Consider the following 13298-nt stretch of genomic DNA (forward strand, 5'->3'; position numbering starts at 1 on the left):
TAATGAATCCGAAAATAATACGGAATCTGTTATGAATCTTCATCAGTTCAAGTTTGTCCAGGAAGCCGTGCGCCGCAACCTGAACCTGACCGAAGCTGCCAAGGCGCTTCACACCTCGCAGCCGGGCGTGTCGAAGGCGATCATCGAGCTCGAGGAAGAACTCGGCGTCGAGATCTTCGCCCGCCACGGCAAGCGCCTGAAGCGCGTCACCGAACCTGGCCAGCACGTGCTGGCGAGCATCGAACTCATCATGCGCGAAGTGGGCAACCTCAAGCGCATCGGCGAGCAGTTCAGCGCCCAGGACAGCGGCACCCTCTCGATCGCCACCACGCACACCCAGGCGCGCTATGTGCTGCCGGTGCCGGTGGCGAAGCTGCGCGAAGCCTATCCGAAGGTCAATGTGAGCCTGCACCAGGGCTCGCCCGACCAGGTGGCGCGGATGGTGATCGACGAGATCGCCGAGATCGGCATCGCCACCGAATCGCTGGCCGACTACGCCGAACTCGTGACCATGCCCTGCTACGAGTGGCAGCACGTGCTGGTGCTGCCGCAGGGCCATCCGCTGGCGGACAAGGAACGCATTTCGCTCGAGGACCTGGCTTCCGAGCCGATCATCACCTACCACCCGTCGTTCACGGGGCGCACGCGCATCGACCACGCCTTCGCGCAGAAGAAGCTGGCGCCGCGCATCGCGCTCGAGGCGATCGACTCGGACGTCATCAAGACCTACGTGCGGCTCGGCCTCGGCGTCGGCATCGTCGCCGAGATGGCGGTGCGCGACGACTCCAACGCCGACCTCGTGGTGCGCCCGATGGGCCACATCTTCGGCGTCAACATTGCGCGCGTGGCCTTCAAGCGCAGCGCCTACCTGCGCAACTTCGTCTTCAAATTCGCCGAGCTGCTCTCCGACCGGCTCGACCGCAACCTGATCGCCAAGGCCTTGAGCGGTCACCACCAGGACTACGAACTGTGAGCAGAGCGATCGCCCGCACCCCCGAGGTACTCACCAAGCTGCCTGCAGTGGGCACCACGATCTTCACCGTGATGTCGGCGCTGGCCGCCGAGAAGAACGCGGTGAATCTCGGTCAGGGCTTTCCGGATTTCAACTGCGACCCCAAGCTGCTGCAGGCCGTGACCGACGCCATGGCGGCGGGCCACAACCAGTATCCGCCGATGCCCGGCATCCCGCCGCTGCGCGAAGCGATCGCCGACAAGATCGAGACGCTGTACGGCCACCGCTACGACCCGCAGAGCGAGATCACGGTCACCGCCGGCGCCACCCAGGCCATCATCACGGCGATCCTCGCGGTGGTCCGCCCGGGCGACGAGGTGATCGTGCTGGAGCCCTGCTACGACAGCTACGTGCCGAACATCGACCTGGCCGGCGGCACCGTCGTTCGCGTGCCGCTCACGCCCGGCAGCTTCCGGCCCGACTTCGCGAAGATCGCCGCGGCGCTGTCGCCGCGCACGCGCGCGATCATCGTCAACACGCCGCACAACCCGAGCGCCACGGTCTGGACCGAGGCCGAGATGCGCCAGCTCGAAGACCTGCTGGCGCCCACCGACGTGCTGGTGATCAGCGACGAGGTCTACGAGCACATGGTCTACACCGGCGCGCGGCACGAGAGCGCGGCCCGTTTTCCCGGCCTGGCGGCGCGCAGCTTCATCGTCAGCAGCTTCGGCAAAACCTACCACGTGACCGGCTGGAAGGTCGGCTACGTGGCGGCGCCGGCCGCGCTGAGCGCCGAATTCCGCAAGGTGCACCAGTTCAACGTCTTCACGGTCAACACGCCGATGCAGCACGCGCTGGCCCGCTACATGGCCGATCCGGCGCCCTACCTGGAGCTGCCGGCCTTCTACCAGCGCAAGCGCGACCTGTTCGCCGAAGGGCTGGCGAAGACCCGGTTCAAGCTGCTGCCCAGCGGCGGCACCTACTTCCAGTGCGTCGACATCAGCGCGGTCAGCGACCTGGGCGAAGCGGACTTCTGCCAGTGGCTCACGAGCGAGATCGGCGTCGCCGCGATTCCGCTTGCGGCCTTCTACGGCGACGGCTTCGACCAGCGCGTGGTGCGCTTCTGCTTCGCCAAGAAGGACGAAACCCTGCGCACGGCGATCGAGCGACTGGCTCGGCTCTGACAGCAACGGTAGGAGAGTCCTGACCGCGGGAGGGGGCCCCTTCCCGCGGTCGACCCGAGACGGCAGGCAGAGCATGGGGGCTTCAGAACACATCGCCCAAGGAGAAATCCATGTCCTCTCGCTGATTCTGCTGATCGTCCTGATCCTGATGCTGGTGGGCGCGCTGCCGAGCTGGGGCTACAGCCGCGGCTGGGGCTACGGGCCCAGCGGCGGACTCGGCCTGATACTGCTGGTCGTGATCGTGCTGCTGCTGATGGGGCGGATATAGCCCGCCAGGCCGGACGGTCAAGGCCCGCTCCGGCGGGCTTTTTCCTGTCCGGCGCTCAGTGCCCCAGCTGCGCCCACAGCTTGTCCAGCCGCTTCACGCTGACCGGCTGGGGCGTGCGCAGCTCCTGGGCAAAGAAGCTCACGCGCAGTTCCTCCAGCAGCCAGCGGAACTCGCTCATGCGCTCGTCGGCCGCGCCCTTGCGCTCGGCCAGCAGGCGCCAGTAGCGCTGCTCCTGGGGCCGCAGTTCCGCCAGCCGCTGGGTGTCGCGCGCCGGGTCGGCGCGCAGCTTGTCCAGCCTGAGGGTGATGGCCTTCAGGTAGCGTGCGAAGTGCGCAAGCCGCGGCCAGGGCGTGTCGGCGACGAAGCGCTTGCCCATCAGGCGCTGCAACTGCTGGGCGGCATCGGCGGTGGCCTCGGGCTGCACCTTGGTGTCCTTGATCTTGCGCTGCGCCAGCCCGTATTCGACCAGGATCGCACCGGCCAGTCGCGCGATCTCGTTGGCGATCAGCGTGAGCCTGCCGCGGCCCTCCTCGAGCCGGCGCTTGAAGGCGAACTCGTCGGTCGGCAGCGGCTCCTGCAGGAAGGCCCGGTCGATCGCCACCTCGATGATCTGGGCCCGCAATTCCTCGGCGGTGCCCAGCGGCATGTAGGCGACGGCCATCTTCTGCAGATCGGGAATGTTCTTCTCCAGGTACTTCAGGGCGTCCTTGAGCTGCAGCGCGAAAAGCCGCCTGAGGCCCGCCCGGTGCTTCGCGGCGGCAACGGCAGGCTCGTCGAAGACTTCGATGCTCACCGCGTCGGCGCCGTCGACCAGCGCCGGGAATCCGATCAGCGACTGCGCGCCGCGCCGCACTTCCATCAGCTCCGGCAGCTCGCCGAACGTCCAGCCCGTGTAGCGCTGGCCCGCGGGCAGCGAAGGGGCTGCCGCCTCGGGCAAGGCCGGCTTGGCGGCGCCCGGCGGACGGCCATCCGTCGGTGCCGTGGCTGCGAGCCCGGCCGATGCCTTGACGTTGAGTCCCGCCAGCGCCTGGAATGCGCCTCGGGCCTGCGCGCCCAGTTCCGCCTTCAGCGCGCCCAGGTTGCGTCCCATGCCGAGTTGGCGGCCGTGCTCGTCGACCACGCGCAGGTTCATGAACAGATGCGGCGGCAGCATGTCGAGCTTGAAGTCGGCGCGCTTGACGTCGAGGCTGGTCTGGTCGCGCACCCGCTTGAGCAGCGCGTCGGTCAGCGAGCCATTGCCGAAAGCCTCGGGCGCCGACAGCATGTCGGCGAAACGGGCGGCCGATTCGGGCAGCGGCACCAGGCGGGCGCGCGGCTTCTGCGGCAGGCTCTTCAGCAGCGCCTGGATCTTGTCCTTCAGCATGCCCGTGACCAGCCACTCGCAGCGCTCCTCGCTCACCTGGTTCAGCACGAACAGCGGCACGCTGACCGTGAGCCCGTCCTTGGCGTCGCCCGGCTCGTGCAGGTAGGTCGCGGCGCAGTCGACGCCGCCCAGCCGGAGCGTGGGCGGAAACGACTGGGTCGTGATGCCGGCCGCCTGGTGCCGCATCAGCTCGTCGCGCGTCAGGTACAGGAGGCGCGGCTGCGCCTTCGACTGGCCGCGATACCAGTTCTCGAAGGTGATGCCGCTCGACACGTCGGGCGGCAGCTGGGCGTCGTAGAAGGCGTAGATCAGTTCATCGTCGACCAGCACGTCCTGCCGGCGCGACTTGTGCTCGAGGCCTTCGACCTCGCGCACCAGCTTGCGGTTGGCGGCAAGGAAATGCTGCTTGCTTTCCCACTGGCCGCCGACCAGCGCCTCGCGGATGAAGATCTCGCGCGCCGCGACCGGATCGACCTTGCTGAAATCGACCCGTCGCCCGCTGTAGACCACCAGCCCGTACAGCGTGGCACGCTCCAGCGCCGCGACCTGGGCGCCCTTCTTTTCCCAGTGCGGGTCGAGCAACTGCTTCTTGAGCAGATGGCCGGCCACCTGCTCGAGCCATTGCGGCTCGATGTTGGCGATGCCGCGGCCGAAGAGCCGGGTGGTCTCCACCAGCTCGGCAACGACGATCCAGCGGCCCGGCTTCTTCTTCAGGTGGGCGCCCGGATGACGGTAGAACTTGATGCCGCGGGCGCCGAGATAGGCCTCGTCGTCCTCCAGCTTCCAGCCGACGTTGCCGAGCAGGCCCGAGAGCATCGACAGGTGCAGCGGCTCGTAGCCGGCCGGCTGGGCGTTGATGCGCCACTTGTGCTCGGTGACCACCGTGAGCAGCTGGGAATGGATGTCGCGCCACTCGCGCACGCGGCGAATGTTGATGAAGTTCTGCCGCAGCAGCTGCTCGTACTGCCGGTTGCTGAGCTTGTGGGTGCGGCCTTCGGCCCCACCCACGGGTGGTTCATGGGGCACCCCCTCCCCCGCCCTCCCCCGCCAAGCGGTGGAGGGTGAATGGCCGCGCGCATCCTGGATCCACTTCCACAGCCGCAGGTAGCCGCTGAACTCGCTCTTCTCGTCGTCGAACTTCGAATGCGCCTGGTCGGCCTGCTGCTGCATCTCCATCGGCCGGTCGCGCACGTCCTGCACCGACAGCGCGCTGGCGATCACCAGCACTTCCTCGAGAGCGCCGCGGCCGCGGGCCTCGAGGATCATCCGGCCGACGCGCGGGTCGAGCGGCAGCCGGGCCAGCTCGGCGCCCATCGGCGTGAGTTCGTTGGCATCGTCGACCGCGCCGAGCTCGTTGAGCAACTGGTAGCCGTCGGCGATCGCGCGCCGCTGCGGCGCCTCGAGGAAGGGAAAGCGTTCGACATCGCCCAGGTGCAGCGACTTCATCCGCAGGATCACGCCCGCCAGCGAGGAACGCAGGATTTCCGGGTCGGTGAAGCGCGGCCGGCTCTCGAAATCCTTCTCGTCGTAGAGCCGGATGCAGATGCCGTTGGCGACCCGGCCGCAGCGGCCGGCGCGCTGGTTGGCCGCCGCCTGGCTGATCGGCTCGACCAGCAGCTGCTCGACCTTGCTGCGGAAGCTGTAGCGCTTGACCCGCGCGGTGCCGGCATCGATCACGTAGCGGATTCCGGGCACGGTGAGCGAGGTCTCGGCGACGTTGGTGGCCAGCACGATGCGCCGGCCGCTGTGGTTGTCGAAAATCCGCTCCTGCTCGGCCTGCGACAGCCGGGCGAACAGCGGCAGCACTTCGGCGCTGCGCATCAGCGGCTGGTGGCTCAGGTGTTTGCGCAGGTGATCGGCGGCTTCCCGGATCTCGCGCTCGCCGGGCAGGAAGATCAGGATGTCGCCGGCGTTGTGCGGGTCGCGCCAGAGCTCGTCCACGCCCTCGGCGATGGCGTCGTTGAGGTCGTGGTCGCGCGATTCCTCGAAGGGACGGTAGCGCTGTTCGACGGGGAAGGTCCGCCCCGACACCATGATCACTGGCGCCGGAATCATGGGCCCCCACGCTCCGCGCTGCGCGTCGTCGCTGTCCCCCGAGGGGGCCGGGCGGCCCGGCGCCGGGCGAGCGGAGGCGAAATGCTGCGCGAACCGGTCGGCATCGATGGTCGCCGAGGTCACGATCACCTTGAGGTCCGGCCGGCGCGGCAGGATCTCGCGCAGGTAGCCCAGCAGGAAGTCGATGTTCAGCGAGCGCTCGTGGGCCTCGTCGATGATGATCGTGTCGTAGGCCTTGAGCAGCGGATCGGTCTGCGTCTCCGCCAGCAGGATGCCGTCGGTCATCAGCTTGACCGAGGCGTCGCGCGACAGCCGGTCCTGGAAGCGCACCTTGTAGCCGACCACCTCGCCCAGCGGGGTCTTCAGTTCCTCCGCGATGCGCTTGGCGACCGAGGTCGCGGCGATGCGGCGCGGCTGCGTGTGGCCGATCAGCCGGCCTTTGCCTGGCGGCGCATTGAGCTTGCCGCGCCCGAGCTCCAGCACGATCTTGGGCAGCTGAGTGGTTTTACCCGAGCCGGTCTCGCCGCAGACGATGACGACCTGGTTCGCCTCGATGGCGGCCCTGATTTCGTCGCGCCGGGCCGACACTGGCAGGGATTCGGGGAACTCGATTCGAAGAGGGGACGAGGACAAGGCGGGCAGTTCGGGGAAAATCGCCGATTATCTTGCGCCCGGCGCTCCCGCCTCCCCACACCCCGCCAATGTCCACCGTCTTCAACTTCACTTTCGTCCCCTGGTTCCGCTCGGTCGCGCCCTACATCCACATGCACCGCGGCAAGACCTTCGTGGTCGCGATGGCCGGCGAGGCGATCGCCGCGGGCAAGCTCGCGAACATCGCGCAGGACCTGGCGCTGATCCAGAGCATGGGCGTCAAGGTGGTGCTGGTGCACGGCTTCAGGCCGCAGGTCAACGAGCAGCTGCGCGCCAAGGGCCACGAGGCCAGGTACTCGCACGGCATCCGCATCACCGACGGCGTCGCGCTCGATTGCGCGCAGGAAGCCGCCGGCCAGCTGCGCTACGAAATCGAGGCCGCTTTCAGCCAGGGCCTGCCCAACACGCCGATGGCGGGCTCCACGATCCGCGTGATTTCGGGCAACTTCATCACCGCCCGTCCGGTCGGCGTGGTCGACGGCGTCGATTTCCAGCATTCGGGGCTGGTGCGCAAGGTCGATGCGGCCGGCATCCGGCGGGCGCTGGATTTCGGCTCGATGGTGCTGATGTCGCCGTTCGGCTTCTCGCCCACCGGCGAGGCCTTCAACCTCACGATGGAAGAGGTCGCGACCAGCGTGGCGATCTCGATCCAGGCCGACAAGCTGATCTTCCTGACCGAGGTTCCCGGCATCGGTCAGGACCCGAGCCTGCCGATCAGCGAGGACAATCCCGTCGACACCGAGCTGCCGCTCGACACCGCGCGCAAGCTGCTGGCCGACCTGCCGCCGCCGCAGCGGCCGACCGACACCGCCTTCTACCTGCAGCACTGCGTGAAGGCCTGCGAGGCCGGCATCGAGCGCAACCACATCCTGCCCTTCTCGGTCGACGGCTCGCTCCTGCTCGAGGTCTATGTGCACGACGGCATCGGCACCATGGTGATCGACGAGAAGCTCGAGTCGCTGCGCGAGGCGACCGCCGACGACATCGGCGGCATCCTGCAGCTGATCGAACCCTTCGAGCGCGACGGCACGCTGGTCAAGCGCAGCCGCACCGAGATCGAGCGCGACATCGACCAGTACACCGTGATCGAGCACGACGGCGTGATCTTCGGCTGCGCGGCGCTGTATCCGTACCCCGAGGCGAAGACCGCCGAGATGGCCGCGCTGACCGTGTCGCCGCACTCGCAGGCCCAGGGCGACGGCGAGCGGATCCTCAAGCGCGTCGAGCAGCGTGCCAAGGCCTCGGGCCTGGAAAGCATCTTCGTGCTGACCACCCGCACCATGCACTGGTTCCTCAAGCGCGGTTTCCAGCAGGTCAACCCCGACTGGCTGCCCGAGGCCCGCAAGCGCAAGTACAACTGGGATCGCAAGAGCCAGGTCCTGGTCAAAAGGCTTTGAGCGCCCCCCTGCCGGGGGCGACACCAGCGGCCCGGCAAAGCCGGTTCCGCGGTATTTCCCCGAAAGGGTTGCGTCGGGTTTCATGCCGCATTGGCTGCGCTCCCTGATAATTCGGGCACATGAACCCCCTGCTCGCCAAACTGCAGCCCTATCCCTTCGAGCGGCTGCGACAACTGTTCGCCGGGATCACCCCGAACCCTGATTTCGCGCCGATCAGCCTCGGCATCGGCGAGCCCAAGCACCCGACGCCGGCCTTCATCAAGGACGCCCTCGCCGCCGGCATGGACGCACTCGCGGTCTATCCGGCCACCGCCGGCGATCTGACCCTGCGCCAGTCCTTCACGGGCTGGCTGCAGCGGCGCTACGGCCTGGCGCTCGACGCCGCCACCCAGGTGCTGCCGGTCAACGGCTCGCGCGAGGCCCTGTTCGCGCTGGCCCAGACCGTGATCGACGCCAGCCGGACGCCGGCCCCGGTGGTGCTGTCGCCGAATCCGTTCTATCAAATCTACGAAGGCGCGGCCTTGCTGGCGGGCGCCGAGCCGTACTACGTGCCCAGCGTGCCCGAGCGCAACTTCGCGGTCGCCTGGGACAGCGTGCCAGAGGACGTCTGGAAACGTACCCAGTTCGTGTTCGTCTGCTCGCCGGGCAATCCGACCGGCGCCGTGATGCCGATCGGCGAATGGGAAAAGCTCTTCGCGCTGTCGGACAAGCACGGCTTCGTGATCGCCGCCGACGAGTGCTACAGCGAAATCTACTTCCGCGACGAACCGCCGCTCGGCGGTCTGGAGGCTGCGGCCAAGCTCGGCCGCAGCGATTTTCGCAACCTGATCGCCCTGACCTCGCTGTCCAAGCGCAGCAACGTGCCGGGCCTGCGCAGCGGCTTCGTGGCCGGCGACGCCGCGATCATCAAGTCCTTCCTGCTCTACCGCACCTACCATGGCAGCGCGATGAGCGGCACGGTGGCCGCGGCCAGCATCGCGGCCTGGGACGACGAACTCCACGTGGTCGACAACCGGGCCCGGTACCGCACCAAGTTCGCCGCCGCGACGCCGCTGCTCGAGCCGGTGCTCGACGTCCGGCTGCCCGACGCCAGCTTTTACCTCTGGGCCGGCGTGCCGCCCTCGTGGCAGGGCGACGACCCCGGCTTCGCCCGGGCTCTCTACGCTCAATACAATGTGACGGTGCTGCCCGGCAGCTATCTCGCCCGCGACGTGGCCGGCGCCAATCCGGGCCGCGGGCGCATCCGCATGGCGCTGGTCGCCGACACCGCCGAATGCACCGAGGCCGCGCACCGCATCGTGAACTTCATCCAGAACTGAGCTTTTCCATGACCCAACAACTCCAGCAGACCATCGACGCCGCGTGGGAAGACCGCGCCAACATCTCGGCCACCAGCGCGTCCAAGGAAGTCCGCGACGCCGTCGATCACGTGATCGCCGAGCTCAACAACGGCAAGCTTCGCGTCGCCACCCGCGAGAGCGTGGGCCAATGGACCGTGCACCAGTGGATCAAGAAGGCCGTGCTGCTGTCGTTCCGCCTCAAGGACAACGAGCAGATCCAGGCCGGCGCGCTGGGCTTCTACGACAAGGTGCCGACCAAGTTCTCGCACCTGTCGGCCGCCGAACTCAAGGAAGCCGGCGTGCGCATCGTGCCGCCGGCCGTGGCCCGCCGCGGCAGCTACATCGCCAAGGGCGCGATCCTGATGCCGTCCTACGTCAACATCGGCGCCTATGTCGGCGAAGGCACCATGGTCGACACCTGGGCCACCGTCGGCTCCTGCGCCCAGATCGGTGCCAACGTGCACCTGTCGGGCGGCGTCGGCATCGGCGGCGTGCTCGAGCCGCTGCAGGCCGGCCCGACCATCATCGAGGACAACTGCTTCATCGGCGCCCGCTCGGAAGTCGTCGAGGGCGTGATCGTCGAAGAGAACTCGGTGCTGTCGATGGGGGTGTTCATCGGCCAGAGCACCCCGATCTACGACCGCGCCACCGACACCGTCAGCTTCGGCCGCGTGCCGGCCGGCTCGGTGGTCGTGGCGGGCACCTTGCCCAAGCCGGGCGGCAAGTACAACACCTACGCCGCGATCATCATGAAGAAGGTCGATGCCAAGACGCGCTCGACGACCTCCCTGAACGACCTGCTGCGCGATTGAGAGCCCCGGCCGCCTGAGGGGGCGGCTCTGGCAAGCCCGGAGTTCCAGAAACACAACGCTGAGGAGAAAGCCGAATGAACATGATGGAGCGAATTCTTCGTCTGATGGCCGAACGCAAGGCTTCGGACATCTATCTTTCGGCCAACTCCCCGGCGCTGATCCGGATCAACGGCAACTGCATGCCGATCAACGCCCAGGTGCTGCCGCCCGAGGCGCCGCTGAGCCTGCTCGGCGAAGTGGTGCACGAGAGCCGCATCGCCGAACTCGAACGCACCGGCGAACTCAACATGGCGATCGCGCTCGAGGGCTCGGGCAACTTCCGCATCAGCGCCATGCGCCAGCGCGGCAGCTATGCGGTGGTGGTGCGGCACATCGCATCCACCATCCCGTCCTTCGAGGAGCTCAACCTGCCCGAGATCCTCAAGACGCTGGTGATGGAGAAGCGCGGCCTGATCCTGATGGTCGGCTCCACCGGCGCCGGCAAGAGCACCACGCTGGCCTCGATGCTCGACTACCGCAACGAGAACGCCACCGGCCACATCCTCACGGTCGAGGAGCCGATCGAATTCACTTTCACCAACAAGAAGTCGATGGTGAACCAGCGCGACGTCGGCAGCGACACCCAGTCGCTGCAGGTCGCGCTCAAGAATGCCTTGCGCCAGGCGCCCGACGTGATCCAGATCGGCGAGATTCGCGACCGCGAGACCATGACCGCCGCGATCGCCTACGCGCAGTCCGGCCACCTCTGCGTCGCCACGCTGCACGCCAACAACAGCTACCGGGCGCTGAACCGCATCCTGAGCTTCTATCCGGTGGAAGTGCGCGCCACGCTGCTGGGCGACCTCAGCGGCGCCCTGCGCGCCATCGTGGCCCAGCGCCTGCTGCGCACGCCCGGCGGCGCCCGCGTGCCGGCGCTCGAAGTGCTGCTGAACACCGCCCTGGTGGCCGAGCTGATCGGCAAGGGCGACTTCTCGGCCGTCAAGGAAGCCATGGAACAATCGATGGCCGAAGGTTCCCAGACCTTCGAGGAAGACATCGCGCGCCTGATCACCGAAAATCTGGTCACCCGCGAGGAAGGCCTGTCCCAGGCCGATTCGCCGACCAACCTGATGTGGCGCCTGCAGAACCGCAAGGCGCCGCCCGCGCGCAGCGAAGAACGCTCCCTCCTCGACCAGCTCGAGGAACCCACCTTCACGGACATCACGCTCGACGTGCGTCCCTGATCCACCTGCCCTGTCGATGTCCCGAACGCTCCAGCTTGCCGAACAACTGATCTCCCGCCCCTCGGTCACCCCCGACGACGGAGGTTGCCAGCAGATCCTCGGCGAGCGCCTGGTGCGGCTCGGCTTCCGGCTCGAAACCATCGAAAGCGGCCCGGCCGACTTTCGCGTCACCAACCTGTGGGCGGTGCGCGCCGGCGCCGCGGGCGGCCCGACGAAGACCATGGCCTTCGCGGGCCACACCGACGTCGTGCCGACCGGACCGCTCGAACAGTGGGCGAGCCACCCGTTCGCGCCGACGCACCGCGAAGGCCGGTTGTACGGCCGCGGCGCCTGCGACATGAAAACCTCGCTGGCGGCCTTCGTGGTTGCGATCGAGGAGTTTCTCGCCTCGACGCCGGATCCGCGCCTCACGCTGGCCCTGCTGCTCACCAGCGACGAGGAAGGCCCCGGCGTCGACGGCACGGTGGTGGTCTGCAACACGCTGGCCGCGCGCGGCGAGGCGATCGACTACTGCATCGTCGGCGAGCCGACCTCGGTCGAACGCTGCGGCGACATGATCAAGAACGGCCGCCGCGGCACCATGAGCGGCAAGCTCACGGTCCGGGGCGTGCAGGGCCACATCGCCTACCCGCACCTGGCGAAGAACCCGGTGCACGCCTTCGCGCCGGCGCTGGCCGAACTGGTCGCGATCAACGCGGCGGGCGGCTGGGATGCCGGCAACGACCACTTCCAGCCGACCAGCTGGCAGATCAGCAACATCCACGCGGGCACCGGCGCCAGCAACGTGATCCCGGGCGCGGCGGTGATCGACTTCAATTTCCGCTTCTCGACCGAGTCCACGCCCGAGTCGCTGCAGCAGCGCGTGCAGGCGGTGCTCGACGCCCACGGCCTCGACCACACCCTCGCCTGGACCGTCGGCGGCCTGCCCTTCCTCACGGTGCCCGGCCAGCTGGTCGAGGCGGTACAGCTGGCGATCCGCGACGAGACCGGCATCGAGACCGAACTCTCGACCAGCGGCGGCACCAGCGACGCTCGCTTCATCGCCAAGATCTGCAAGCAGGTGGTCGAACTGGGCCCGGTCAACGCGAGCATCCACAAGATCGACGAACACATCGCGGTGGCCGACATCGAGCCGCTCAAGAACATCTATCGCCGCACGCTGGACAGGCTCGAAGCGCTGCTGTTGCCATGAGCACCGTGATGCAACTGATCGAGGCCGGCGCGAAGCAGTTGGCCGATGCCGGCGTGGGTTTCGGCCACGGCACCGACAACGCCTTCGACGAAGCGGTCTGGCTGGTGCTCTGGCGCCTGGGCCTGCCGCTCGACGAGCTCGATGGGGTGGCCGAGCGGCCGGTATCGCCCGCCGACGCGGCCCGCATCGCCGACCTGTTCGCGCAGCGGATCGAATCCCGCAAGCCGGCGGCCTACCTGACCAAGGAAGCCTGGCTGCAGGGCGTGCCCTTCTACGTCGACGAGCGCGCCATCGTGCCGCGCAGCTTCATCGCCGAGCTGCTGGCCGACGGCAGCATCGACCCCTGGCTCGGCGAGCACACGCGCCGGGTGCTCGACCTGTGCACCGGCAATGGCAGTCTCGCGGTGCTGGCGGCGCTGACCTACCCGGACATCTCGGTCGACGCGGCCGACCTGTCGACCACCGCGCTCGAAGTGGCCGCGATCAACGTCACCCGTCACCAGCTCGACGAGCGCATCACGCTGCTCGAATCCGACGGACTCGCCAGCGTGCGTGGTCCCTACGACCTGATCCTCTGCAACCCACCCTACGTCAATGCCCAAAGCATGGACGTCCTTCCCGCCGAGTACCGCGCCGAGCCCGAGCTTGCGCTGGCCGGCGGCGCCGACGGCATGGACTTCATCCGCCGGCTCTTGGCCGACGCACCGGCCCGCATGAGCGACGCCGCCGTGCTGGTACTCGAAATCGGCAACGAGCGCGCGCACTTCGAGGCTGCATTCCCGCAGCTCGAAGTGGTTTGGCTCGCCACCAGCGCGGGCGAGGACCAGGTCCTTCTGATCCCGCGCGAATCTCTCCTCTGAA

The 13298-nt window shown here is 68.0% G+C and carries 10 protein-coding genes; 9 read left to right on the forward strand and 1 reads right to left on the reverse strand.

The features are described from left to right. Window positions 1–31: 31 nt before the first annotated feature. The 3 genes from AC1D2O_RS00420 (at window position 32) to AC1D2O_RS00430 (ending at window position 2404) form a co-directional block, all read left to right on the forward strand. Window positions 32–973: a CysB family HTH-type transcriptional regulator gene (locus tag AC1D2O_RS00420; protein WP_478155919.1), complete on the forward strand. Its 942-nt coding sequence runs from the start codon at window positions 32–34 to the stop codon at window positions 971–973. Next, a complete protein-coding gene (locus tag AC1D2O_RS00425; protein ID WP_478155921.1) occupies window positions 970–2136 on the forward strand; it encodes a pyridoxal phosphate-dependent aminotransferase in 1167 nt (388 codons plus the stop codon). Before AC1D2O_RS00420 ends, AC1D2O_RS00425 begins: the two co-directional genes overlap by 4 nt. Before the next feature lie 73 nt (window positions 2137–2209). Next, the gene (locus tag AC1D2O_RS00430) at window positions 2210–2404 is read left to right on the forward strand and encodes a DUF3309 family protein (protein WP_478093755.1); all 195 of its coding nucleotides are present in this window, start codon (window positions 2210–2212) and stop codon (window positions 2402–2404) included. Between the two features lie 55 nt (window positions 2405–2459). On the opposite strand, the gene hrpA is transcribed toward AC1D2O_RS00430, so the two are convergent. Then, window positions 2460–6455 carry an ATP-dependent RNA helicase HrpA gene (gene hrpA / locus AC1D2O_RS00435; protein ID WP_478155923.1) on the reverse strand — a complete coding sequence of 1332 codons (3996 nt, stop codon included), beginning with the start codon at window positions 6453–6455 and terminating at the stop codon, window positions 2460–2462. 68 nt (window positions 6456–6523) lie between these two features. Here hrpA and argA point away from each other — a divergent pair, with 68 nt between their 5' ends. The 6 genes from argA to prmB all read left to right on the forward strand — a co-directional run bounded on the left by argA (window position 6524) and on the right by prmB (window position 13297). Next, window positions 6524–7870 (forward strand): amino-acid N-acetyltransferase, encoded by a 1347-nt coding sequence (gene argA, locus AC1D2O_RS00440; RefSeq protein WP_478155924.1) that lies wholly within the window; start codon window positions 6524–6526, stop codon window positions 7868–7870. A 119-nt stretch (window positions 7871–7989) separates the two neighbouring features. Beyond that, a complete protein-coding gene (gene dapC, locus AC1D2O_RS00445) occupies window positions 7990–9189 on the forward strand; it encodes a succinyldiaminopimelate transaminase (RefSeq protein ID WP_478155926.1) in 1200 nt (399 codons plus the stop codon). 8 nt (window positions 9190–9197) lie between these two features. Further along, on the forward strand, window positions 9198–10022 hold the full coding sequence (gene dapD, locus AC1D2O_RS00450) for a 2,3,4,5-tetrahydropyridine-2,6-dicarboxylate N-succinyltransferase (RefSeq protein ID WP_478155928.1): 825 nt from the start codon (window positions 9198–9200) through the stop codon (window positions 10020–10022). A gap of 74 nt (window positions 10023–10096) precedes the next feature. Next, window positions 10097–11245 (forward strand): PilT/PilU family type 4a pilus ATPase, encoded by a 1149-nt coding sequence (locus AC1D2O_RS00455; RefSeq protein ID WP_478092517.1) that lies wholly within the window; start codon window positions 10097–10099, stop codon window positions 11243–11245. Window positions 11246–11261: 16 nt separating this feature from the next. Then, window positions 11262–12437: a succinyl-diaminopimelate desuccinylase gene (dapE, locus tag AC1D2O_RS00460; RefSeq protein WP_478092519.1), complete on the forward strand. Its 1176-nt coding sequence runs from the start codon at window positions 11262–11264 to the stop codon at window positions 12435–12437. Beyond that, on the forward strand, window positions 12434–13297 hold the full coding sequence (gene prmB / locus AC1D2O_RS00465) for a 50S ribosomal protein L3 N(5)-glutamine methyltransferase (protein WP_478092522.1): 864 nt from the start codon (window positions 12434–12436) through the stop codon (window positions 13295–13297). The genes dapE and prmB overlap by 4 nt, the downstream gene beginning before the upstream one ends. The last annotated feature ends 1 nt before the right edge of the window (window position 13298 follow it).

The organism is Variovorax sp. P1_G12 (assembly GCF_056405555.1).